General features: G+C 66.2%; 24 protein-coding genes. 12 read left to right on the plus strand and 12 right to left on the minus strand.

The genetic code is table 11. The annotated features are described in order from the left end of the window. Window positions 1–53 precede the first annotated feature (53 nt). Both RT513_RS00575 and RT513_RS00580 read left to right on the plus strand, forming a co-directional pair. Window positions 54–764, plus strand: coding sequence for a VPLPA-CTERM sorting domain-containing protein (locus RT513_RS00575; RefSeq protein WP_290689449.1), 711 nt, complete (start codon window positions 54–56; stop codon window positions 762–764). 91 nt (window positions 765–855) lie between these two features. After that, window positions 856–1410, plus strand: a complete 555-nt coding sequence (locus RT513_RS00580; protein WP_088213814.1) for an HdeD family acid-resistance protein — start codon at window positions 856–858, stop codon at window positions 1408–1410. On the opposite strand, the gene RT513_RS00585 is transcribed toward RT513_RS00580, so the two are convergent. The 3 genes from RT513_RS00585 to proS form a co-directional block, all read right to left on the minus strand. Continuing rightward, window positions 1411–2085 (minus strand): ABC transporter ATP-binding protein, encoded by a 675-nt coding sequence (locus tag RT513_RS00585; protein ID WP_290689452.1) that lies wholly within the window; start codon window positions 2083–2085, stop codon window positions 1411–1413. After that, window positions 2078–3355 (minus strand): lipoprotein-releasing ABC transporter permease subunit, encoded by a 1278-nt coding sequence (locus RT513_RS00590; protein ID WP_088213816.1) that lies wholly within the window; start codon window positions 3353–3355, stop codon window positions 2078–2080. The genes RT513_RS00585 and RT513_RS00590 overlap by 8 nt, the downstream gene beginning before the upstream one ends. Window positions 3356–3452: 97 nt before the next feature. Further along, window positions 3453–4793, minus strand: a complete 1341-nt coding sequence (proS, locus tag RT513_RS00595) for a proline--tRNA ligase (RefSeq protein ID WP_290689455.1) — start codon at window positions 4791–4793, stop codon at window positions 3453–3455. Between the two features lie 168 nt (window positions 4794–4961). On the opposite strand from proS, the gene RT513_RS00600 reads away from it, so the two are divergent. The 4 genes from RT513_RS00600 to RT513_RS00615 all read left to right on the plus strand — a co-directional run bounded on the left by RT513_RS00600 (window position 4962) and on the right by RT513_RS00615 (window position 10712). Continuing rightward, entirely contained in the window at window positions 4962–6038 is a 1077-nt protein-coding gene (locus RT513_RS00600; RefSeq protein ID WP_088213818.1) for an AI-2E family transporter, read from the plus strand. Next, the gene (locus RT513_RS00605) at window positions 6022–6750 is read left to right on the plus strand and encodes an HdaA/DnaA family protein (RefSeq protein ID WP_290689460.1); all 729 of its coding nucleotides are present in this window, start codon (window positions 6022–6024) and stop codon (window positions 6748–6750) included. The genes RT513_RS00600 and RT513_RS00605 overlap by 17 nt, the downstream gene beginning before the upstream one ends. A gap of 115 nt (window positions 6751–6865) precedes the next feature. After that, window positions 6866–9043, plus strand: a complete 2178-nt coding sequence (locus RT513_RS00610) for an RNA degradosome polyphosphate kinase (protein ID WP_290689462.1) — start codon at window positions 6866–6868, stop codon at window positions 9041–9043. A gap of 97 nt (window positions 9044–9140) precedes the next feature. After that, window positions 9141–10712, plus strand: coding sequence for a Ppx/GppA family phosphatase (locus RT513_RS00615; protein WP_290689464.1), 1572 nt, complete (start codon window positions 9141–9143; stop codon window positions 10710–10712). On the opposite strand, the gene RT513_RS00620 is transcribed toward RT513_RS00615, so the two are convergent. From RT513_RS00620 to mgtE, 5 genes are all read right to left on the minus strand, one after another. Then, entirely contained in the window at window positions 10713–11102 is a 390-nt protein-coding gene (locus RT513_RS00620; protein ID WP_088213821.1) for an AAA+ family ATPase, read from the minus strand. It abuts the gene before it with no gap. Window positions 11103–11168: 66 nt separating this feature from the next. Further along, window positions 11169–12206, minus strand: a complete 1038-nt coding sequence (locus RT513_RS00625; protein WP_290689467.1) for an endonuclease/exonuclease/phosphatase family protein — start codon at window positions 12204–12206, stop codon at window positions 11169–11171. An 8-nt stretch (window positions 12207–12214) separates the two neighbouring features. Then, window positions 12215–12901, minus strand: a complete 687-nt coding sequence (locus RT513_RS00630) for a molecular chaperone DjiA (RefSeq protein WP_290689469.1) — start codon at window positions 12899–12901, stop codon at window positions 12215–12217. A 148-nt stretch (window positions 12902–13049) separates the two neighbouring features. After that, window positions 13050–13589, minus strand: a complete 540-nt coding sequence (locus tag RT513_RS00635) for a 5-formyltetrahydrofolate cyclo-ligase (RefSeq protein WP_373447778.1) — start codon at window positions 13587–13589, stop codon at window positions 13050–13052. A gap of 11 nt (window positions 13590–13600) precedes the next feature. Continuing rightward, complete coding sequence (gene mgtE / locus RT513_RS00640) at window positions 13601–14977, minus strand: magnesium transporter (RefSeq protein WP_088213825.1); 1377 nt, start codon at window positions 14975–14977, stop codon at window positions 13601–13603. A 217-nt stretch (window positions 14978–15194) separates the two neighbouring features. Here mgtE and guaD point away from each other — a divergent pair, with 217 nt between their 5' ends. After that, window positions 15195–16478, plus strand: coding sequence for a guanine deaminase (gene guaD / locus RT513_RS00645; RefSeq protein ID WP_290689472.1), 1284 nt, complete (start codon window positions 15195–15197; stop codon window positions 16476–16478). On the opposite strand, the gene RT513_RS00650 is transcribed toward guaD, so the two are convergent. Next, window positions 16475–17500, minus strand: coding sequence for a hypothetical protein (locus RT513_RS00650; RefSeq protein WP_290689474.1), 1026 nt, complete (start codon window positions 17498–17500; stop codon window positions 16475–16477). The two genes, guaD and RT513_RS00650, sit on opposite strands and share 4 nt — an antisense overlap. Window positions 17501–17709: 209 nt before the next feature. On the opposite strand from RT513_RS00650, the gene RT513_RS00655 reads away from it, so the two are divergent. Genes RT513_RS00655 through RT513_RS00665 form a run of 3 tightly spaced genes read left to right on the plus strand, consistent with a single transcriptional unit; the run spans window position 17710 to window position 19987 of the window. Next, a complete protein-coding gene (locus RT513_RS00655) occupies window positions 17710–18318 on the plus strand; it encodes an anthranilate synthase component II (RefSeq protein ID WP_088213828.1) in 609 nt (202 codons plus the stop codon). Continuing rightward, on the plus strand, window positions 18315–19331 hold the full coding sequence (gene trpD, locus RT513_RS00660) for an anthranilate phosphoribosyltransferase (protein WP_290689477.1): 1017 nt from the start codon (window positions 18315–18317) through the stop codon (window positions 19329–19331). Before RT513_RS00655 ends, trpD begins: the two co-directional genes overlap by 4 nt. Further along, entirely contained in the window at window positions 19328–19987 is a 660-nt protein-coding gene (locus tag RT513_RS00665) for a uracil-DNA glycosylase (RefSeq protein ID WP_290689479.1), read from the plus strand. Before trpD ends, RT513_RS00665 begins: the two co-directional genes overlap by 4 nt. Window positions 19988–20066: 79 nt before the next feature. Here the strand turns inward: RT513_RS00665 and RT513_RS00670 are convergent, their stop codons facing one another. The 3 genes from RT513_RS00670 to nth all read right to left on the minus strand — a co-directional run bounded on the left by RT513_RS00670 (window position 20067) and on the right by nth (window position 22469). Further along, window positions 20067–21056 (minus strand): adenosine kinase, encoded by a 990-nt coding sequence (locus RT513_RS00670; protein WP_290689481.1) that lies wholly within the window; start codon window positions 21054–21056, stop codon window positions 20067–20069. Window positions 21057–21122: 66 nt separating this feature from the next. Then, window positions 21123–21749, minus strand: a complete 627-nt coding sequence (locus RT513_RS00675) for a glutathione S-transferase family protein (protein WP_290689483.1) — start codon at window positions 21747–21749, stop codon at window positions 21123–21125. A 42-nt stretch (window positions 21750–21791) separates the two neighbouring features. Continuing rightward, entirely contained in the window at window positions 21792–22469 is a 678-nt protein-coding gene (gene nth / locus RT513_RS00680; RefSeq protein WP_290689485.1) for an endonuclease III, read from the minus strand. Window positions 22470–22580: 111 nt separating this feature from the next. On the opposite strand from nth, the gene RT513_RS00685 reads away from it, so the two are divergent. After that, the gene (locus RT513_RS00685) at window positions 22581–23423 is read left to right on the plus strand and encodes a methylated-DNA--[protein]-cysteine S-methyltransferase (protein WP_088213834.1); all 843 of its coding nucleotides are present in this window, start codon (window positions 22581–22583) and stop codon (window positions 23421–23423) included. Between the two features lie 115 nt (window positions 23424–23538). Continuing rightward, entirely contained in the window at window positions 23539–24183 is a 645-nt protein-coding gene (locus tag RT513_RS00690) for an OmpA family protein (RefSeq protein WP_088213835.1), read from the plus strand. Window positions 24184–24203 lie beyond the last annotated feature (20 nt).

Raw genomic sequence — 24203 nt, forward strand, 5'->3', positions numbered from 1 at the left:
GCCCCCTGACAATCAAACGCCCCGTCAAGCCAAAGCCAGAAGGATCTACATCCATGTCGAAAAAACATGCGCTCGCCGCGATCCTTGCTGTAGCCGCCGTTACCGCTGCCGATGCAGGGAACGCCGCCACCATCGTCATTGATGAATTCGTTGCGCCGCAATACGTCGTCGCAAGGGCGCCGAGCGGGAATTTCGCGCGGTCCGAGATCCGCGCGCCCAGCACGGTCGCGGTCGGCGGATATCGCGACATGTCGGTGACGAACAGCACGAGCCGACTGAACGGCACGTCGCTTGAAACCGGCGACGGATATCTTGACTTCAACAACGCCTCCCGCACCAGCGGGACCGGCACGATCACCTGGGACGGCCAGAATTCGACCGGCCTGCGCGGGTTGGACGTGACCGATGGCGGCACCAATGATGCGGTGTTCTTCAGCGTAGTCTTTGCGGATGCCGATATCGCGATGGCGTTTTCCATAACCGATACGCAGGGCCGCGTCTCAACCTTCAATACCCTTCTCGTCGAGGAATTCAGCGACCCGGCCGAGGTGATCTTCCGCTTCTCCGACTTCAGCGGGAGCGCGGATTTCACACAGGTGAATGCAATTTCCTTCACTCTGATCGGCACCCGCCCGGCTGTGGATGCCTCGCTGGACAGGATTTATTTCGGGGCTACCGTCGCGCCCGTGCCGCTGCCGGCCACCGCGCCGCTCCTTTTTGCGGCCATGGGTGGGCTGGCATTCGCGGCGCGTCGCCGGAAATGAGACCTTTTGGCCCGGCACAGCTCCTGTCGGGCCTTTGACCATGTCCATGTTGCGCTAGCTGATCCTGAACGCTCCCCTGTCAGGTTTGCCCATGTCCGTGACGTCCGACAATGCCATTCGCGCCGAGCTTCGCCAGAAATGGGGCTGGTTTCTGGCCCTTGGCCTTCTTCTTCTGGCCTTCGGGCTGATCGCGGCGGCGAACCTGCTGGTCGCGACAGTCGCATCCGTCTTCTGGGTGGGGATCATGATGATCGCAGGCGGCGTCCTGGCGATCGTTCATGCCTTCAGCGTCCGCACCTGGGGAAGCACGATTCTGGGAGTTCTCGCGGGGCTGCTCTATGCGGTCGCGGGAATTTTCGTCTTCGTCAACCCGGCGGTGGCGACAGCGGCGATCACCATTACCGTGGGGCTGCTGCTCATCGTCGTGGGGCTGGTGCGGCTGGTGATCGGCCTGCAGGAACGCACGACGGAGGGATGGGGATGGGTGGTGATCGGCGGCATCATCACCGCACTCGCCGGGGTGGTCATCGTGGCCGGCTGGCCGGGTAACAGCGTCTGGGTGTTGGGCATCTTTCTTGCCGTTGATCTGCTGACACAGGGTGTGACCTATACGGCGCTGGCCCTTGCCATGAAGAAGTCCGCCTGATCAGACGAGCCTGCCTGCCTCCAGCCGGACGACCCTGTCCATCCGGGCGGCGAGATCGAGGTTGTGGGTCGCGATGAGCGTGGCAAGCCCCGTCTCCCGCACCAGCTCGATCAGCGTATCGAAAACCAGCGAGGATGTTTCAGGGTCGAGATTTCCCGTCGGCTCATCCGCGAGCAGGAGCCGCGGCCGGTTCGCCAGAGCACGGCAGAAGGCCACGCGCTGCTGCTCCCCCCCGGAAAGAGCCGCGGGCCTGTGCGCGGCGCGCGGCCTGACACCCACTCGGCCCAGCAGGCTCTCCGCCCGGTCAACCGCCTCGCGCCAGGGACGGCCATCGGCCAGTTGCGGCAGGACGATATTCTCCAGCGCCGAGAACTCCGGCAGCAGATGGTGGAACTGATAGACGAAACCGACTTCCGACCGCCGGGCGTCCGTCTGCTCCCGGTCAGAAAGCCCGGTCATCTCGCGCCCACCCATGAAGACGCGCCCCTGATCGGGGGTGTCCAGCAGGCCCGCGATATGGAGAAGCGTCGATTTGCCCGCGCCGGAGGGAGCGACCAGCGCCACCGCCTCCCCCGCCATGAGAGTGAGGCTGACCCCACGGAGCACCTCCACCGGGGCCGCTGTATCTCCACCATAGGTGCGCCGGATGCCGTCGAGCCGCAGGACTTCACTCATACCGCAACGCCTCCACTGGGTTCATCCGCGCCGCCCGCCGTGCCGGGAACAGGGTGACGACGAAGGACAGGACGAGCGACAGGACCACGGCGGAAAGCACGTCCTTCGCCTCCAGCCTGGCGGGGAGCGCGTAGATGCCGCGGATCGACGGATCCCAGACTCCGCCCCCCATGACGTAGTTCACGAAGGAGAAGATGGGGTCGATGTAGATCGCGAACAGGCAGCCGAGGATCACACCCGCCAGCGTGCCGATCAACCCGACCGAGGCCCCGCAGATGAAGAACACCCGCAGGATGGACCCCTCCGTCAGCCCCATCGTGCGCAGGATGCCGATGTCGCGCCCCTTGTTCTTCACCAGCATGATGAGGCCGGAGACAATATTCATCGCCGCGATCAGCACGAGGATGGAGAGGATGACGAACATCACATTGTCCTCCACCTCCAGCGCGCGGAGGAAGCTCCCGGCGCTGTCCCGCCATGTCCAGAAGCTGGTAGAGGGGCCTGCCGCCTGCAGCAGCGCGGGGAGCAAGCGTTCCACTTCCTCGGGGCGCTGGACCGTGACGGCGATCTCATCCACCAGCGTCTCGCGGTTGAAGTAGCTCTGCGCCTCGGCGAGCGGCATGTAGATGCGTGTCTCGTCAATGTCGTAGCGCCCGGCGGAGAAGATATAGACGACCTCGTAGGCGTTGACCCGCGGCGAGGTTCCGAACGGCGTCTGCACCCCGTCGGGCGAGATGAGGCGCACCCTGTCTCCGACCCCCACGCCCAGAGAGCGCGCCACCCCCGCCCCGATGGCGATGCCCTGATCGAAGGCGTCGATGTCGCCTGCGCTACGGGGCCCGGGCTGGATGCCGGGGATGGCTTTCAGGTCGTCATGGCTGACGCCCAGCACTTCCACCCCGGCATTGCGCCCGTTTGCGTTGGCCATGACCTGCCCCCGGATCTGGGGGGAGGCATGGATCACGCCCGGCACGGCGGCGATCCGCTGGGCCAGCGGAAGATAGTCCGGGATCGTCCTGTCGATGCGGCCCGCATCGTCGATCCGGTCGGCGAACACCGTCACATGGGCATTGGCGCCGAGGATGGTGTTCACGAACTCCTCCCGGAAGCCCGAGCGCACGGCGAGCGTCGCGATCAGCGCAAAGACGGCAAGGGTGATGCCGATCAGGCTGATCCAGGTCATCACGCTGACGCCCCCCTCCTCGCGCCGGGCGCGGAGGTAGCGCCAGGCGATCATCCATTCGAAGGCGGCGAAGGGCTTGGTGCGCATGGGGTCCGTCGGGTTGGGTCTCGCGGGGCGGGACCGTGGCCGCCTGCTCCCGGAAGGTCAAGCGGCCACACGCAGTCGTGCGCGGGCCGCGAGGGGATCAGAGGCCCGCGTAGATTTCCGCAATGCGCGAGACGGCGGCTTCGGGCTTCATCTCGACGCTTTCACCCGTCCGGCGGCTCGTCAGTTCGACGAGGTTGGAGGCGACGCCACGCGGCCCCACGGTGATCCGCCACGGAATGCCGATCAGATCGGCGGTGGCGAACTTGGCCCCGGCGCGGTCCTCCCGGTCGTCATAGAGCGGGTCGAGGCTCTTGGCCTTCAGCGCCGAATAGAGCGCCTCGCACGCGCTGTCGGTGGAGGTGTCGCCCTGCTTGACGTTCACGATGACCACGTGGAAGGGCGTGACGCCTTCCGGCCAGATGATGCCCTTCTCGTCATGGCTGGCCTCGATGATCGCGCCCACCAGACGCGACACGCCGATCCCGTGGGAGCCCATGTGCACCGGAACCCGCTCGCCCTTGTCATTGACGACGAGCGCCTTCATCGGCTCCGAATACTTGGTGCCGAAGTAGAACACCTGCCCCACCTCGATCCCGCGGGAGACGCGGCGGCGCTCCTCGGGGACTTCCGCATCGAACACGGCGGCGTCGTGGGTTTCGTCGGTCCGGGCGTAGGGGGTTGTCCATTCCTTGACGATGGCGGCCGTTTCGGCGGGATCGTAGTAGTCCACCTTCCGGTCGCCGAGCTTCAGCTTGGTGATCGCCTCGTCATAGAACACTTCCGACTCGCCGGTTTCCGCCAGCACGAGGAATTCATGGGTGTCGTCGCCGCCGATGGGGCCGGAATCGGCCCGCATGGGGATCGCGGTCAGGCCCATCCGCTCGTAGGTGCGCAGGTAGCTCACCACATGGCGGTTGTAGGAGGCGATGGCGCCCTCATAGTCCAGATCGAAATTGTAGCCGTCCTTCATCAGGAACTCGCGCCCCCGCATCACGCCGAAACGCGGGCGGATCTCGTCGCGGAACTTCCACTGGACATGATAGAGGGTGAGCGGCAGGTCCTTGTAGCTGCCGACAGCCGACCGGAAGATATCGGTGATCATCTCCTCGTTCGTCGGACCATAGAGCATCTCGCGCTTGTGGCGGTCGGTGATGCGCAGCATCTCCTCCCCATAGGCGTCGTAGCGGCCGGATTCGCGCCACAGGTCGGCGGGCTGAAGCGTGGGCATCAGCAAGGGGATATGGCCTGCGCGCTGCTGCTCCTCATGCACGATCTGCTCGATCCGCGAGAGCACCTTGAAGCCAAGGGGCAGCCAGGAATAGATGCCTGCCGCCTGCTGCCGGATCATCCCCGCGCGCAGCATGTAGCGATGGCTGACGATCTGGGCGTCAGCCGGGTTTTCCCGCAGGACGGGCAGGAAATAGCGGGACATTCTCATCGCGCGCGCTCCGGGATCAGAAGAAAGACGTTGCCGCCCCTGCTAAGCCATCCCAATGTCACAGGCAAGCCGCGCCACGGATGATGCGGGGACGGCTTGCATAGATGAAACGGTCAGGCGATGAGCCACGTTTGGGCGGGGCTATCGGATGCGTGGGAACAGAGCGACATGGAACTGACCGTCAAGGAACAGGTGAAATACTGGAGCATCGCCGCGCTGGTCTTTCTGGTGCTGCTCTGGGTGCTGGGCGATGTGATCCTGCCCTTTCTCATAGGGGGCGCGATCGCCTATTTTCTGGACCCGCTGGCAGACCGGCTGGAGCGGATCGGGCTGTCGCGGCTGATGGCGACCGTCATCATCTCGCTGGCCGCGCTGATGGTGTTCAGCCTGCTGTTGCTGCTGGTGCTGCCAATGGTGATCCAGCAGGGGGCGAGCCTGATCGAGGCCGCCCCGAGCTATGTGGACGCCTTCCAGCGCTACATCGACATCCACTATCCCCAGCTTCTGGACGAGCAAAGCACCATGCGCCAGACGCTCAATACCGTGGCCGCCGCCGTGCAGGACAGGGCGAGCATCTTTGCCGATACGGTCGTCCAATCGCTGTTCGGCGTCATCAACGCGGCGATCTTCATCGTCGTCGTCCCGGTGGTGGCCTTTTACATGCTGCTGGACTGGGACAGGATGGTCGCCCGCGTCCGCAGCCTCCTGCCGCGCGAACACGCGCCCACCATCTATCGCCTTGCGGGAGAGATCAACCTCGCCCTCGCGGGGTTCATCCGGGGGCAGCTCACCGTCTGCATCATCCTCGGTGCGTGGTATGGCCTCGCGCTCATGGGTGTGGGTCTGCAATACGGGCTGTTCATCGGGGTATTCGCGGGCATGATCGCCTTCATCCCCTATCTCGGCACCTTCGTGGGCGGCGTGACCTCCATCGGGGTGGCGCTTTACCAGTATTGGAACGATCCGTTCTGGATCTTCGTCGTGGTCGGCATCTTCGTCATCGGCCAGATGGTCGAGGGAAATTATCTCACGCCGAAGCTGGTGGGCGAATCGGTCGGGCTTCATCCGGTCTGGCTGCTGTTCGCGCTTTCCGCCTTCGGGGCGTTGTTCGGCTTCGTGGGGATGCTCGTGGCGGTGCCGGTCTCCGCCGCCATCGGTGTCATCTGCCGCTTCCTCGTGGAGCGTTACAAGGACAGCCGGCTCTATCGCGGAGCGCCTCGTCCTCTCGATGTCGACGATCTCTGACGGGCGGACGATGGAGTCGGACCTGCCCGGCCGGCAGCTCCCGCTCGACCTGCCGCTGCCGGAGGCGATGGGGCGGCGGGATTTCTTCGTTTCACCCGCCAACGCGACGGCCGTGGCGATGGTTGACGGCTGGCGCGACTGGCCGGAGGGCAAACTCGCCGTCATCGCCCCGCCCGGGGCGGGCAAGACGCATCTCGCCTCCATCTGGGCAGCCGAGGCCGGGGCCGTGATCCTGCACCCGGCGGACCTGGTGGAAACCTCGCCCTTCGCGCTCGCCGCCTGGGGGCGGATCGTCATAGAGGATGCCGATCAGATCGCCGGTCAGCGTGAGGGGGAGACGGCGCTCCTCCACCTCTACAACGTGCTGGGCGAAGACGGCGGGCGGCTTCTGCTCACGGCCTCTGACGAGCCCGCGCGCTGGCCCTTCCTGCTCCCCGATCTGGCGAGCCGTCTCGCCACCCTGCCCGTCGCCCGTCTCTCCCGCCCCGATGACGAGCTTTTGACCGCCGTGCTCACCAAGCAGTTCGCCGACCGCCAGATCGCCGTGCAACCGCAGGTCGTGGACTGGCTCGTGACGCGGATGGATCGTTCGCTGGCCTTCGCCCGCAGGCTCGTGGCAGCATTGGACCGCGCGGCGCTGGCGGAGGGGCGTGCTGTCACCCGCCCTTTGGCGCAGGTCGTTCTTGCAAGCCTGATCCCCGCCGACGCGTGATCCTCCACCCCAAGTCGCTCTGGACAGCGGCAGAAGGAAGGGCAGATACTGTATTCACAGCAGAGACCGGGGCGGCTGTCATCTGCGGGTTACAAGTGTGAATGATAAGCGCGGCATGACATCTCCATCCGATTTCCTCAACTGCGGATTTCCCGCACCTGTCACCCTCCCCTCGGGCGAAGCCGATGGGCCGTCCCGGTTCTTCAACCGGGAACTTTCCTGGCTCGACTTCAACTGGCGTGTGCTGGAGGAGGCAAAGAATCCACGTGTACCGCTGCTGGAGCGGCTGCGGTTCCTGACCATCTCCGCCACCAATCTGGACGAGTTCTACACCGTCCGCGTCGCCGGGCTGATGGAGCTGGCGAAGGCGGGCAAGACCAGCCTGTCCGACGACGGCCGCACGCCGGCAGAGCAGCTCGTACTGATCCATGCCGATGCACGGCGGCTCATGCAGACCCAGCAGACCACTTGGAACAAGCTCCGCCGCGAGATGGAGAAGGAGCGGATCACCCTGCTCACCCCCTCCAAGCTCACGCGGCGGGACGAACGGTTCCTTGACGAATACTTTCTGGCGCAGGTCTTTCCCGTGCTCTCGCCGCTGGCGATCGACCCCGCGCATCCGTTTCCCTTCATCCCCAACATGGGCTACTGCCTCGCGCTCGAACTGCACCGGGAGACGGACAACCGGGTTTTGCACGCGCTTCTCCCGATCCCGCAGCAGATCTCCCGATTCGTCCGGCTGCCCGGCAAGGACGGCGAGGCGCGATTCCTGCCGCTGGAGGAGGTGCTGATGCTGCACCTCCACTCCATCTTCCCCGGCTACAAGGCGGTAGGCTCCTGCTCCTTCCGCGTGCTGCGCGACAGCGACATCGAAGTGCAGGACGAGGCCGAGGATCTGGTGCGGGAGTTCGAAGTCGCCCTGAAGCGCCGCCGCCGGGGTGAAGTCATCCACATGCAGATTTCCGCCGGCGCCCCGCCGGAGCTGCAAAGCCTCATCATGGAGGAGCTGGGCGTCACGCCGGACGAGGTGGCGGAAGGTCGCGGCATCGTCGGCATCGCCGACCTGAAGGAACTGATCCTCGACAACCGGCGCGACCTCCTCTGGCCCCCCTTCACGCCCCGCGTGCCCGAGCGGGTGCAGGACCATGACGGCGACATCTTCGCCGCCATCCGGCAGAAGGACATGCTCCTTCACCACCCCTACGAGACCTTCGACATGGTGATCCGCTTCCTCGAGCAGGCGGCACGGGATCCCAACGTGCTGGCGATCAAGCAGACGCTCTACCGCACCTCCCGCGAGAGCCCCATCGTCGGCGCGCTGTGCGAGGCCGCGGAATCGGGCAAATCGGTGACGGCGCTGGTGGAGCTGAAAGCCCGGTTCGACGAAGCCGCGAATATCCGTCAGTCGCGGCGGCTGGAACGGTCGGGCGCGCATGTCGTCTATGGGTTCATCAACTACAAGACGCACGCCAAGATCTCTACCGTCGTGCGGCGCGAGGGGGACAACCTCGTGACCTATACCCATTTCGGCACCGGCAACTATCACCCGATTACCGCCCGCATCTATACCGACCTCAGCCTGTTCACCTGTAATCCGGCGCTCGGGCGCGACGCGACGAAAGTGTTCAACTATCTCTCAGGCTACGCGCAACCAGAGATACTGGAGAATCTCTCCATCTCTCCGCTGACGCTGAAACCCAACCTCCTGGCCATGATCGCGCGGGAGGCCGAGTTCGCCCGCGCCGGGCGCCGCGCCGAGATCTGGGCCAAGATGAACTCCCTCATCGACCCGGAAGTGATCGACGCGCTCTACGCCGCCAGCCAGGCGGGGGTGAAGATCACGCTGGTCATCCGGGGCATTTGCGGCCTTCGCCCCGGCGTGAAGGGCCTGTCGGAAACCATCCGGGTCAAGTCCATCGTCGGCCGGTTCCTCGAACACAGCCGCATCGTCTGCTTCGGCAATGGCCACGGCCTGCCGTCGCAGCGGGCGCGGGTGTTCATCTCCTCCGCCGACTGGATGGGGCGGAACCTCAACCGACGGGTAGAAACACTGATCGAGATCGTCAACAGCACGGTGCGGACGCAGATCCTCAGCCAGATCATGGCGGCGAACCTCGCCGATGTGGAGCAAAGCTGGGTATTGGCGCCGGACGGTCACTATCAGCGCTATCTTCCGCCTCTCGGGACAGAGGCCTTTAACTGCCATCGGTTCTTCATGGAGAACCCCTCGCTCTCCGGGCGGGGGACGGCGGGTGCGGCGGATGCGCCGGTGCTCGCGCTCTCGGTGGATTGACGCCGGGTCCTCAGGCCCCAGTTTGCAGGCCCCAGTTGATTGACCATTGGCAACCGGAAAGGCTATTCGGGGGTTGAGCCGAGAGGAGCCGCAGAAGATGGACGCCACATCCACCCCCCCTGCCGACGGCTGGGGCCCGTTCGGGCCGCCGCTCTTTGAGGATCCGTCCGTGCGGGCCTTGTCCCGCGTAGGCGTGATCGACGTGGGATCAAACTCCGTGCGGATGGTCGTATTCGATGGGGCGGCACGGTCTCCGGCCTATTTCTACAACGAAAAGATCATGGCGGGGCTGGGAGAAGGCCTCGTTGCGACGGGTCGGCTCAACCCGAAGGGCCGCGCCCGTGCGTTGTCAGCGCTGGAGCGGTTCGCCCTGATCGCCAAGGGCATGGATATCATGCGTCTTTCCGTCGTTGCCACCGCTGCGGTGCGCGAGGCGGAGGACGGGCCGGAATTCTCTGCCGAGGTGCTCGAAAAGACCGGGCTTCGCCTTCACATCATCGACGGCTCGGAGGAGGCGCGGCTTTCGGCGCAGGGCGTTCTGCTGGGCTGGCCGGACGCGGAGGGCATCGTCTGCGATATCGGCGGCAACTCGATGGAACTCGCCCTTGTCAGCAAGGGAGCGATTGGCAAGCGCGTCTCCTTGCCGCTCGGACCGTTCCGCCTTCAGCAGGTGGAGGGGGATGCCGTCGCCCTGCGGAAGCATATCCGCCGCATCCTGATCGAAGCGAAGGAACTGATCGGCGCCAAGCATGAGCGCATCTACCTCGTCGGCGGGTCGTGGCGCGCCATTGCCCGGCTGGACATGGAGCGGAAAGCCTACCCGCTGACGGTCCTGCATGAATACCGGATGAGCCGGCAGTCCGTGTTGGACACGGTCGGCTGGATCCGGCGTTCCGATCTCAACTGGCTGCGCCTGCAAACGGGGGTCTCCAGCGACCGGATGGCGCTGGTGCCCCTGGCGGCCGATGTGCTGGAACAGCTCGTGACCATCTTCCGCCCGCGGGAGATCGACGTGTCCTCCTACGGTATCAGGGAGGGGCTGCTCTATGAGCAGATGCCGGAGAAGTTGCGGCGGCGCGACCCGCTGATCGAAGCCGCGCGCTTCACCGAAGCCTCCAGCGCGCGTATGCCCGGCTTCGGCAAGAAACTTTTCGACTTTCTGTCGCCCATATACAAGAACGCCCCGCCCGACCGTCTCCGGCTCATCAAGGCCGCCTGCCTGCTGCACGATACGACATGGCGCGCCCATCCCGACTACCGGGCGGAGGTCTGTTTCGACAACGCCACACGCGCCAATCTCGGCGGGCTGGATCATCCGGGCCGTGTGTTTCTGGGGCTGGCGCTGCTGCATCGCTACAAGAACTCCCGTTCCGGCAGCCGGCTTGAGCCGCTTCTGCAACTGCTGAGCGACAAGGAAATTCAGGACGCGGAAGTGCTCGGGCGCGCGATGCGTTTCGGGGCGATGTTCTTTGTCGAGACGCCGGAAATGGGCGGCAAGCTGAAGTACTACCCGAAGAAGAAGAAGCTCGAACTCATCCTTCAGCCGGAGATGGAGGGCCTCTACGGAGAGGTCGCCGCCGCCCGGTTCAAGGCGCTCGGTGCAGGGCTGCAGGTGGAAACGGCGGTTCGTGTGGCGCGGCAGATGGCTGCTTCGCCGGCCGAGGGTTGATCACAGGTCCACTCCCGGCTTCGTCGGCGCGGCAGGGTCTGCCGGCGGCGGCACATAGGGCGGGGCATCTGGCTTGCGCCGGATGAGGATGTCGCCGTTCTCCTGCACCTCGGGCGACTCATAATTCCTCAGATCGCCGATCCGGTCGGCAAGCGCCCTAAGCGCGGGGCCGACTTCGCCGAAAATCCCCCGCAACATCGCGTCCGCTCCCTCGCGGAACATGTCGAAGCCGCGCTCCACCTCGTTCGGGGCCGTGCCCGGATCGGAAAGGCTGGGGGGCGGATCGGGCGGGTTCGTCTGCGCGAAGCCGCCGCCCGCCGTCATCGCCCCCGCCGTCATCGCCAATGCGGCGGCCAGAAGAAACGGGATTCGATGGTGTGAACGGATCATGACGAAGGTTCCCTGCAGCCCCACTCATCTAGCGCATACCCGCATTCGCTCAACCCGTCCCGCGCCTCAGAGCGGCAGGTCGATCGAAACCGGGAAGTGGTCGGAGGCGGTGAGCAGCGCCTCCCGCAGCACCGGATCGCCATAACAGGCGGGGTCGTCGAACGGATGCCAGATCCGCCAGCGCGGTTGCAGGGCGCGGAGGTCCGGCGATACCATGATGTAATCCAGCAGTGCCGACAGGTAGTGGCCGCTCCCCTCGTCAGGCAGCCAGAAGCGTGCGCTCGCAGGCTGCGCTGCGATCCGCTGGGCAAGCGCGCGCCGGGCATTGGCATCATAGAGCCGCTCCGGTTTCGGCGCGTTCCAGCCCATGACGATCTCGACCGCAGAGCGGCCGAAGAGCTTCTCGTATTCGTCCAGCCCTGGCCCGTCGTTGAAATCCCCCATAACCATGAGCGAGTCGCCTCGCGCAAGGTGCGCGAGCACCCGCTCCCGCAGCCAGATGGCCTGCGCGAGCTGCTTGCGCCGGTTCTGGATCGACAAGCGCATCACCTCATCCTCGTCCACCGCGCCATGCGGGGCTTTGGACTTGATATGCACGCCGATCATGCGAAAGGCGCGCCCCGATGCCGATACCGCCGCCACCTCCAGCGGCGGTTTGCTGAAGGTGACGACATCCTCCGTCCCGTCGATGTCGAGGTCGATGCGGTAGGTTCCGTCGAACCGCGGCAAAGGATGGCTTCCCCGCCGCCCGGTGAAAGTTCCCATCGGATCGTGCCGCGCCGTCAGCCGCGCCGGATCATAAAGCAGCGCGATCTCCTGCTGCGTGTCATTCCTGAACCCCAGCAGTGCGGTAGTGGTCCGCAGCCCGAATCGCGCGGCAAAACTCTCCAAAGCCACATGCGTGGCGCGATGGCGGGAATCGTCGGGGGCCTCGATGACCATGACAGCATCCGCATCCACCGCCCGGAATACCGTGCCCAGGGCCGTGATCTGTGCGGCGCGCCGCACGCCGTGGCGCCCGGACCAGCCGTCGTCCTCCAAGAGCCGGCCCGCATCATCGAACAGGGAGTTGAACCATTCGACATTATAGGTGGCGATCCGCATGAGCCGGGTCAGGCCGCGCGCTCGCGCCCGATGGTCTCCCAGGCGCGGTTGATGGCGACAAGACGCCGCTCCGCCAGCCGCACCGCCTCCTGCGGCACGCCCCTTGCCTGCATCCGGTCGGGATGCGAGTCGCGCACCGCGCTGCGCCACGCGTTGCGCACCTCCGTCATCGGTGCATCGGGCGAAACGCCCAGCACCTCATAGGGGTCTGGCTCGGTATCGGGAACATGGCGCGCGCGTAGTGACCGGTAACAGCGGTCGGAGAGCCCGAAGATCTCCGCCACGTCCTTCAGGAACGCCTCTTCCATCTCGTGAAAGCCGCCGTCGGCCACTGCAATTCGGAACAGCCCGTCCATCAGGTCGATGAGCACCGGATCGCTCTCCGCCCGGAACATGCCGGCGATCTTGCGGGCATAAGCCTCGTAGCCCGCCACATCCTGCCGGGCGAGGTTATAGACGCGGGCAGCGTTCGGTTCCTCCTCCTCCGGGATGTGGAACACCTCGCGAAAGGCGGCGACTTCGCTCCGCGTGACCTCGCCATCGGCTTTTGCCATCTTGGCGCCCAGCGCGATCACGGCGATGGTGAAGGCGACGGAGCGTTCGGGCGGCGCGCGCAGCCGTTCGAACACGGCGGAGAGGCTCTCCCCCTGTGCAAGCGCGGACAGCGCATCCCTTATGCGGCTCCAGATCGACATAAGCGGATCATAGCGTCTGCCGCGCTGGAGCGCACACCGTTTTTAACGCGCGCGGCGCATCCTCCCCGGCCGAGGAACGCCCGTGCCCGCGTGCAAGGATGACGCCGGGGGTCGCGGGGGGGCGTCCCCCGCGCCGCCGGATGGTTGATCACCGTCTCCGGATCGTCTCGCGCTCGGTCACGACGGCATCCAGCGGCGCATCTGTATCCTCCACAGGCACAACCGGCACCTCCTGCACCGCGAAGGCAAAGCCGATAGCACGCACGGGGTGCAGTGCGCGGAGCATGGCGAGCGTCCTGTCATAGAACCCGCCGCCATATCCCAGCCGCATGCAGCCCCGGTCAAAGGCGAGCAGCGGCACGACCAGATACCTGGGCTGAACCCATTCTCCCCGTTCGGGGTGGCTTGTGCCGAAGGGGCCGGGGGCAAGCGGCGCGCCTTCCTCCCAGAGCCGGAATCGCAGGGGCTGGCCCCTGCCCTCCACGACCGGCAGGCAAACGGGCCATCCGCTCAGTGCGGGAAGGGGGTCGATCTCGCTTCCGATGGGCAGATAGGCGGCGATGGGGTGGCCATCGGGCGGGCCTATCTCTGCCCTGAGCCGCTCCGCCGCGCGCAGGCCCAGCCCCCTGTCCGCGCCGTCCCGGCGCTGCCGCGCCAGTTGCCGCGCCGCGGACTTCACGCGCGCGATCTCCCCCCCGCTCACAGCAGCACCGCCGAGGCCAGCGCGAGAAAGGAGAAGAACCCCACCGCATCCGTCGTCATGGTGACAAAGGTGCCCGACGCCAGCGCCGGATCCAGCCCTAGCCGGTTGAGTGTGAGCGGGATCAGCGTCCCCGCGATGGCCGCGACGATCAGGTTGATGACCATGGCCGCCGCGATCACCCCGCCGAGCAGCGCCGATCCATAACCCAGCCACCCGACAGAGGCCATGAGCGTGGCAAAGATGATCCCGTTCGTCATGCCGACCATCAGCTCCCGTCGCACGACGCGCCAGGCGTTGGAGGAGGTGAGGTCTTTCGTGGCGAGCGAGCGGACGGCGATGGTCAGCGTCTGCGTCCCCGTGTTCCCCCCCATGGAGGCGATGATCGGCATGATCGCGGCCAGCGCCACGATCTGGGCGATGGCGCCCTCGAAATGTCCGATCACCAGTGCCGACAGGTTCGTCGCGATGAGATTGACGAAAAGCCAGGGAAACCGCAGGCGCACGGTTTCCAGCACCCCATCCGACAGGCTTTCGTCGCCCACCCCGCCCAGAAGCAGGATGTCCTCTTCGGCCTCGTCCTCAAGCACGCTCATCGCGTCGTCGATGGTAATGACGCCGACCAGCCGCCCGTCGGCATCCACCACCGGCGCGGAGATGAGGTGGTACTGGTTGAAGGCATAGGCCACATCCTCCTGGCTCTGGGTGGCGGGGATTGTCCGGTAGCTGTCCTCCGTGATCTCGGAGAGCTTCCTGTCCCTGCGGGAGGAGAGCATCTTGCCCAGGGCCACATAGCCCGTGGGCCGGTGACGCGGATCGATCAGCACGACGTGATAGAACTGGTCCGGCAGCCATTCCTCGTTCCGCAGGAAGTCGATGGCATGCCCCACCGTCCAGTCCTCGGGCGCGGTCACCACCTCCCGCTGCATGAGACGGCCCGCCGTGTACTCGGGATAGGAGAGCGCCTGCTCCACCGCCACCCTGTCGGCATCGTCCAGCGCATCGAGAACCTGGCGCTGCTGCGGCTCCTCCAGATCCTCGATGATGTCCACGACATCGTCGGAATCGAGTTCCCGGACGGCATTGGCCAGCACGTCCTGCGGCAGCGCCTCGATGACTTCTTCCCGGACGCCCTCTCCCAGTTCGGAGAGAATGTCGCCGTCGATCCCGCCCGGCCAGAGCCGGATCAGCGCCCGCCGCTCACCGGGGCCGATCTGCTCCAGAAGGTCGGCGATGTCGGCGGCGTGCAGAGGCTCCATGAGCGCATCGAGCAGCGGCGCATCCTCCGCCTCCACCGCCTCGACAATGGCCTCCACGCGATCTGGATCCAGCGCATGGGCATCTTCCTCGCGCCGGGAGGTTTCGGGCTCGGTCATGGCGACTCCGTGGCTGGCTGGCTGGACTCGCGGCGGACCTTAACGGCAACCGCCGCTGCGGAACAGGGGCGGCGGCGCAGGAAATCAACACGCTGCCGGGAGCGCGACGGGCGAGAGCGCCCTGCACCCCGCCGCACGCCCCTACCCGGTCCCGCGACGCATTTACCCAGCCCGGCCGCCGTCATAGGGTGGCCCCGACCGAAGCAGGGAGACGAACATGCAGACGCTGATCGCGGGACAGGTGATGACCTTTGACGGGGATCCGTTCCGCGACGGGCCGGAAGCCGTTCGCATCGACAGCCATGGGGCGGTTCTGGTGGAAAACGGCCGCATCGCCGCCGTCGGTCCGCGCGAACGTCTTGCGCGGGAGGCACCGCAGGCACAGATCATCGACCACGGCGAGGCCCTGATCTCTCCCGGCTTCGTCGATGCCCACGTACACTACCCCCAGACGGCCATCATCGCGAGCTGGGGCAAACGGCTCATCGACTGGTTGAACAGCTATACCTTCCCGGAGGAGATGCGGTTCTCCGATCCGGCCTATGCCCGCCGGATCGCGGAGCGGTATTTCGACCTCACGCTTTCCAACGGGACCACCACCGTCTGCAGCTACGCCACCATCCACCCCGAAAGCGTGGACGCCTTTTTCGAGGCGGCGGAGGCGCGCGGTCTCCGGGCTCTCACCGGCAAGGTCTGCATGGACAGGAACGCGCCGGACGGGCTGCGGGATACGCCCCAATCCGCCTATGACGATTCAAAGCGGCTGCTGGAGAAGTGGCATGGGCGCGGGCGGCTGTCCTATGTCATCACGCCGCGTTTCTCGCCCACCTCCACCCCGGAGCAGTTGCACATGGTCGGGCAGCTCTGGAAGGAGCACCCGGACTGCCTGATGCAGACACATCTGTCCGAGCAGACCGATGAGATCGACTGGGTGAAGGCGCTGCATCCGCAGGCACGCGATTATCTCGACACCTATGAAGCGCAGGGCCTGCTGGGAGAGCGCGCCATCTACGGCCATGCGATCCACCTTACCGCGCGGGAGCGCTCACGCCTGCTGGAGGTCGGTGCGAGCCTTGTGCACTGTCCCACGTCCAACACATTCATCGGGTCCGGCCTGTTCGACATGGCGGGGCTGAAGGCCGAAGGGCAGCTTGTCGGCCTGGCGACGGATACGGGGGGCGGCTCCTCCTTCTCAATGCTGCGAACCATGGCTGCGGCCTATGAAGTCGGGCAGCTCCGCCATGCGCCCACCCATCCGGCAGCGCTCTGGTGGCTGGCCACCGCAGGCTCCGCGGAAGCGCTGCATCTGGGCGACAGGATCGGGGCGATCCGCGTGGGGATGGAGGCGGACATGATCGCGGTGGATCTCTCCTCCACTCCCGCAATCGCACAACGCTCCGCACGAGCCGAGACTGTCTGGGAGCAGATCTTCGCCACCGTGATGATGGGCGATGATCGCGCCATCCGTACGGTCTATGTGGCGGGAAAGCCGATCAGCTAGTTCTCAAGCGTCGAGAGCGGCACGACCTCCACATCGGTGTGAGAGAGCCAGGCGCCAAGCGCACGGAGATTTTCCTCGGTCGGCTGCAGCAGCAGCACAGCCGAACCGGACTGCGCCGCCCGGTAAAGCGCACGATCCAGCGGCCGGGACACCGGCTCCTCGCTTGCGGATGCGACGAGAGGAAGGCTCAAGGCCCCGCCATCCTGACGAAGCAGGTGCCCGCCCTCTCCGTCCAGACGCAGCCGGGCCGTGGCTCCGGCCAGCGGTGTGGGCTCCTCCTCCCGTTCCACCGCCACCAGTTCCACTCCCGCAGCCGCGAAACGGGCCGCGTCCCCGGAGTTGCGGGGATCAAGCGCAATGCTCACCGGAAACGACACCGCGCCGATGCGTTCTGCCAGGTCAGGCACTTCGGGATCATCGAGCAGCAGGATCGCGAGCCGCGGGCCGTGAGCCTCCGGCGTCTGGGCTGGCCGCGGCTCGAACGGGATCGGCTCCACTGCGGAAGCTTCCTCCGGGGGGGGCGGCGCGGAAGGGGGAACGGCAATGTCCTGCGCGGGCGCGTCGCTGCCCGCTGCGGGCACGGCGGGAGCGGGCTGAATTTCCGCCGGGGGTTCGGTTTCGGGGGGCGGCGGCGGCTCAAATGCCGGAGGCTCCGGCGCAGGTTCCGCCGCAGGAGCGGTTGTCGCCGGTGCCGCGGGTGGCGTTGCTTCCTCGCCGTTCCGGTTGGCTGAACTCTGCTCGGCGGCTGTCTGCCCGGCTGGTATCTGCCCGGCGGCTGTCTGCCCGGCTGGTGTCTGGTCGGCTGGGCTCCGGCCGTCCGGCGTCTCTCCGCCGGGCGTCTCCGCGGCGGGTATCTCTCCGGCGGGGGCCTGCGGTGCAGGAGCTTCCGGCGGGGGTGGCGGGGTCTCCTCCGCGCCGGCGGAGTCGGAACTTACGCGTGGCAGCGGTACCGCGGGGGCGGCATCCTGACGTGGTATGGAAAGGACCGAAACACCGGCGGCAACGATCACACCGACCGCCATTCCTGACAGTACTCCTTTCAACAACCCGTTCGCCACTCGTCCGCTCCCCGCAAAACAGTTCCCGCAGCCCCCGGAGGCCTTGACCCGGACGCTGCGACCTGAACATCTATAGCCGCCGTCCGGCGCGGGTTCACCCCCAAAGGCACTCGGGCGACGGGCCGGTGGACCGGTCACGAACAAGCGCCAGACATACGACGGAGGGCCGCGCCATGCTCCTGCTGATCGACAACTACGACAGCTTCACCTATAACCTCGTGCACTATCTGGGCGAACTCGGCGCGGATGTCGTCGTGCGGCGCAACGATGCCCTGAACGTGCAGGAGGCCATGGCGATGAACCCCGCCGCCATCCTGCTTTCCCCCGGACCCTGCGACCCTGCACAGGCGGGCATCTGCCTCGCTCTCACGGAAGCGGCGGCGGAAACCCGGACGCCGCTCTTCGGCGTGTGCCTTGGCCATCAGGCCATCGGTCAGGCCTTCGGGGGACGTGTCGTCCGCGCGGGAGAGATCGTGCATGGCAAGATGGGCCGGATCGAACATGCGGGTGCAGGTGTCTTCGCGGGCCTTCCCACGCCCTTCGAGGCCACCCGCTACCATTCGCTGATCGTGGAACGGGAGACGTTGCCCGACAGTCTCGAAGTGACGGCATGGCTGGCCGACGGGACCATCATGGGGCTGAAGCACCGCGACCTGCCGATCGAGGGGGTCCAGTTCCACCCGGAAAGCATCGCCTCCCAGCATGGCCACCGGATGCTGGCGACCTTCCTGGAAGGCGCAGGGATTGCAACCCGCCCGCTCTCCACGGGAGAGGCGGCATGAGCGACCGCGTCCGCCCGCTGATCGGTCTTGCGGCGGAACGGCCGCTCACCCGCACGGAGGCGGAGACCGCCTTCGCCGCCTTCTTTGAGGGCGAGGCCACGCCGTCGCAGATGGGCGGGCTGCTCATGGCGCTCCGCACGCGGGGAGAGACGGTAGAGGAATATGCCGCCGCCGCCAGCGCCATGCGCGCCCGCTGCAACGCCGTCCGCGCACCCGAAGGCGCGATAGACATCGTAGGCACAGGGGGCGACGGCAAGGGTACGCTCAACATCTCCACCGCCGCTGCCTTTGTCGCGGCTGGAGCAGGGGTGATCGTGGCCAAACACGGGAACCGCAACCTCTCCTCCAAATCCGGCTCCGCCGATGCGCTGGGGGAACTGGGCATCAACGTGATGGTCGGCCCCCCCGTCGTGGAGCGGGCGCTCGCGGAGATCGGCATCGGGTTCATGATGGCGGCGATCCATCACCCCGCCATGCGGCACGTGATGGCCACGCGGACGGAACTGGGCACCCGCACGATCTTCAACATCCTGGGGCCGATCACCAATCCCGCCGGGGTGCGCCGTCAGCTCACCGGCACCTATGCCGCGCATCTCAACCGCCCGGTGGCCGAGACGCTGGCAGCCCTTGGATCGGACCGCGCGTGGATCGTCCACGGGGGCGACGGTACGGATGAGATCTCCATCGCCGGGCCCACGCAGCTCGCCGAACTGAAAGACGGTCAGGTGACGGAGCGGGAGATCCACCCGGAGGAAGCGGGCCTCCCCGTCCATCCTTTCGAGCAGATCCTCGGCGGAACCCCGGCGGAGAATGCCGCCGCGCTGCGTGCGCTTCTGGATGGTGCGGAGGGCGCCTATCGCGACGCGGTCCTGTTGAATGCCGCGGCGGCGCTCGTCGTGGCGGGGCGCGTCGCGACGCTGAAGGATGGCGTGCAGCTTGCCCGCGAGAGCATCGACAGCGGCTCCGCCCGCGACAAGGTGCACCGCCTTGCCGCGTTGACGCAGGCCGCATGACGTTTCAGACCGCGACGCCGCCCGCCGCCTGGGCCGACCTGCCGTTCTTCGGCCGGGACTGGCGGGATGTCCGCGCCCGGCTCGTCGCCGATCCGCGCAGTCTCCAGCCCGGACCGGAGGCGGTGTTCCGGGCACTCGATCTCTGTCCACCGGAAAAGGCGCGCGTGGTGATCCTTGGCCAGGATCCCTACCCGACCGCGGGAAATGCCGATGGACTGGCCTTTTCGGTTCCACCCGGCAGGCCGCTCCCCGCCTCGCTCCGCAATATCTACCGCGAGATGGCCGATGATATCGGCTGCACGCCGCCTGACGGCGATCTCGGTCGCTGGGCGGCCCAGGGCGTGCTGCTTCTCAACACCGCCCTCACTGTTCCCGTTGGAGAGGCGAACGGCCATGCGCGGCTGGGCTGGGCACCCCTCGTGGCGGAAGTGCTGGCGCGCGCGGCGGCGCTCCGGCCTCTCGTGTTCATCCTCTGGGGCGGGCCCGCACAGAAGCTGGCGGCAAGGACGGTGGACCTCTCCCGCCATCATGTCATCGCCTCACCCCACCCTTCGCCGCTCTCTTCCTACCGAGGCTTCTTCGGCTCGCGTCCTTTCAGCCGGACGAATGACTGGCTAACGGCAAGGGGGGAGACGCCGATCGACTGGTGCCGCTGACGGATCGAGGGGCTCCGGGGGGGGGCGCTGCCCACCGGACAGGGGGTGCGGGGGAGCGTGCTCCCCCGCCTCCACCCGCTCAGACCAGCCCGTTCCGCGCGAACAGGGCGCGCAGATCCTGCTCCGGGCGCGCCCCGATATGCGAGATGACCTCCGCCGCAGCCAGACAGCCCATCCGGCCGCAGATTTCCGGCTCATAACCCTCCGACAGCCCCCAGAGGAAGGCGCCAGCAAACAGATCTCCCGCGCCGGTCGCATCCACGATCGCGGTTTTTACCGCCGGAACATGCCAGTGCTGACCGCCCTGCATCACATGGGCGCCGTTCTCCGAATCCGTCACCACGGCAATCTCCAGCTCTGCCGCCGCGGCGGCCATCGCCTCCTCGAACGTGCCGCCATACATGGAGACGATCTCCGCCCGGTTGGCAAAGAGCAGGTCCAGATCCTCCCGGATCATCTGCCGGAAGGCATCGCGATGACGATCCACGCAGAACGGGTCCGACAGGGTCAGAGACACGCGGCCCCCCGCCCCTTTCGTCGCCCGGATCGCCTTGGCGAAGGCTTCCATGCTCTCCGGCCCATCGAAACGGTAGCCTTCCAGATAGATCCAGTCCGCCGCCGCCATCTGGCCTTCGTCGATATCGGCAGGCGTCAGGAATTCCGACATGCCAAGATATGTGTTCATCGACCGCTCGCCATCCGGCGTCACCAGCACGATGCAGCGCCCTGTCTCCTGCAGAGAACCGGCGGGGGCGAGCGGCGTGTCGTAATCGGCACCCTGCGCCCGCAGATCGTGGGCGAAGATCGCGCCGAGCTGGTCATCCCGCACCTTGCCGACATAGGCCGTCCGCCCGCCCAGCCCGGCGATGCCGGCGACCGTATTGGCCGCCGAGCCACCCGATATCTCCCGCGAGGGCCCGATATGGCCATAGAGCTCAACCGCGCGATCCATGTCGATGAGCTGCATGATGCCCTTCTGGACGCCATTCCGCTCAAGAAAGGCATCGTCGGTGCGAGACAGCACGTCAACCATGGCATTACCGATGCCGACGACCTGGTATTTCTTCATTCGGGCCTCCGTTGAATTGGCCGGACCCTCCGATTTTCGCCGTCGGAACGGAAGCCCAAAAGCGCCTCAGGGGGCTTTCGCCTCCGCCTGAAACTTGACGGCACGCTGCACGGCGGGATCTGCGGCCAGCCGGTCATAAAGCGCCAGGACATTCGTATAGGCGTCAAGCCCGTCGGGCAGCTTGGCCCGCGCCCAGCGGATCATCGGAAAGGCATAGGCATCCGCGACCGACCGGGGTCCGAGGATCCATTCTTTCCCTTCAAGCTGCGCGTCCAGCAGCCGGAGATTCTTCCGCACCAGCCCGACACCCGCTTCGACAACCTTCGCTTTCGCGCCATCGCTCTGGTCGGCGGTGTAGCGGTCGGGCATGAAGACGGGATAGAACGCGGGATGCAGATCGCCCGTGAGGAAGCAGATCCAGCGTTCGAGCTCCGCCTGACCGCGCGCGCCGTCTTCTCCGCCCAGACCGGACTCGGGGTGCTTCATCAGCAGGTAGCGCAGGATCGCGCCTGCCTGGGTCAGCACCCAACCATCGTCCTCCTTCAGCACCGGCACGGCACCGGAAGCATTCATCGCCAGCAGTTCCGCCGAACCGGCAGGGGCAACGACCGCGTCATAAGGCGCACCGATCCATTCAAGCGCGATATGCGGGCCAAGCGCACAGGTGCCGTTGCGGAAATAGAGAGTGGTCATGGAATCCTCCTTGCGAACAGGGCGGCACGTAGCGCTTTCGGCTCAAGGATCAATCGGAGCGGACATCTTGCCGCCCGCGAGCGTCTTTTCTTCGTAAAGGCAGATGTCCCGGATCAGGCAGACGGGGCAAAGGGGCGCACGTGCCTTGCAGGTGTAGCGCCCGTGCAGGATCAGCCAGTGATGCGCATGGCGCTGGAATTCAACGGGCACGTTATCCTCGATCGCCCGCTCCACCACTTCCACATTGCGCCCGACGGCGATGCCGCTCCGGTTGCCGACGCGGAAGATATGGGTGTCTACCGCCTGTGCGGGGAAGCCGAACCACGTGTTCAGCACCACATTTGCCGTCTTCCGCCCCACCCCCGGGAGCGTCTCCAAGGCCGCGCGAGAGGACGGCACCTCTCCCCCGAAATGCTCCTCCAGCAGGGCGGAGAGTTTCAGCACGTTCCTGGCCTTGTTGCGGTAAAGGCCGATGGTGCGGATGTGAGAGATGAGGCCCTCCTCGCCCAGGGCCAGCATCTTCGCGGGTGTATCGGCCACTTCGAACAGGCCCTTCGTGGCCTTGTTGACACCGACATCCGTCGCCTGCGCGGAAAGGGCCACCGCGACCAGCAGCGTGAAGGCGTTGGTGTAGTTCAGCTCCCCCACAGGCTCGGGCTCCCGCTCCTCGAACCGGCGGAAGATCTCCTTCATGTCGCTGTAGTCGAGCTGTCTGACCATGCTCCTCGCCTACTTCCCCGCGGGCAGCACGACAACCCCCCTCAGCATTCCGCAGGATCCGGGTCGCGAAAGCGCGGTTGCGGGCTTATGTTACGGGCAAGGAGAAACGCCATGTCCAACGATATCTCGCCCGCCAGCTATCACTATGCGCTCATCGCCCGCGCGCTGGACATCATCGACCGCGAAGGGGAAGTGCCGCTTGAGACGCTGGCCGCGCAACTGGGCCTGTCTCCCGCGCATTTCCAGCGCACCTTCTCCCGTTGGGTTGGCGTCTCGCCCAAGCGGTATCAACAGTATCTGGCGCTCGGCCATGCACGCCGGCTGCTGGCGGAGCGGTTCACGGTGCTGGACACCGCGCTCGCCAGCGGCCTTTCGGGGCCGTCGCGCCTGCATGACCTGTTCATGAGCTGGGAAGCCATGTCCCCCGGCGATTACGCCAAAGGGGGCGCGGGGTTGACCATCCGCCACGCCTTTGCCGCGAGCCCCTTCGGCGACACGCTTGTCATGGCGACGGAGCGCGGGCTTTGCGGGCTGGCCTTTGCAGAGGAAACCGGGCGTGAAGCGGCGATGGCCGACATGACGTCACGTTGGCCCCGGGCGACCTTTCAGGCCGATGAAAGCGTGGCAGCCCTGCTCTCCCCCGCCTTTGGTGGCGAAGGTGAAACCCGGCTCCATCTGATCGGGGCGCCTTTCCAGATCAAGGTGTGGGAGGCATTGATGCAGATCCCCACCGGTCACGTGACGACATATGGTGAGATCGCGCGCGCCATTGGTTCTCCCAAGGCCAACCGTGCCGTCGGGGCAGCAGTGGGCCGCAATCCGATCAGTTGGATCATCCCCTGCCACCGGGCGATCTCCTCCACCGGGCGGCTGACCGGCTATCATTGGGGGCTTCCGGTCAAACGCGCCATGCTGGCGTGGGAATCCGCGCGTCTTGACGCGGCAATCAGCTGAAAGCGTTCGCATTTTCGTGAAATGTCTTGCCTGAGTTGCCGCATCGGGAGCGGCGGTGCTATAGCCCGTGTGCCCGTGATCTCGGGCAAAGAAAAAGCACAGGGCGAGGCGGGACATGCACGCAAAAACCTATCTCATCACCGCGATGCTCGGGGCCTTCGCGCTCTCCGGCTGCGCGACGGGCGATGGCAGCAACTCCGGGGCGCAGACCGGCGCCATTCTGGGCGCGCTTGGCGGCGCCGCTATCGGCTCCACAAGCAAGTCGCACAACAAATGGGTCACGTCCGCTGTCGGCGGTGCGATCGGTGCAGGCATCGGCGGGGCGCTCGGCTCCACGCTGGACGCACAGGCCGCTGACCTGCGGCGCGACGTCAACAACCCCAATATCGGCATCGTTAACACCGGCAACGAACTCGTTGTGACGCTGCCGGAAGCGATTACCTTCGCCACGGACAGCGCGACGGTGAGCATCCAGACCCAGCGCGACATTTCTGCTGTCGCCAACAACCTTCTCCAGTATCCCAACAGCACCATCGTCGTGACCGGACATACCGATTCCACCGGAACGGCGGCGCATAATCAGGACCTGTCCCAGCGCCGCGCACAATCGGTCGCCAATGTGCTGACCGCCAATGGTGTTCCCGCCTACCGCATCAGCACCGTCGGGCGCGCTTCGACCCAGCCCATCGCCAGCAACGCGACCGTAGAGGGCCGTGCTCAGAACCGTCGTGTGGAAATCACCATCCGCCCGAATGGGTGAACCGGCGCGGTAGCTCATCC

The sequence above is a fragment of the Haematobacter sp. genome (assembly GCF_032102465.1).
In the GTDB taxonomy this organism is placed as follows: Bacteria; Pseudomonadota; Alphaproteobacteria; order Rhodobacterales; family Rhodobacteraceae; genus Haematobacter.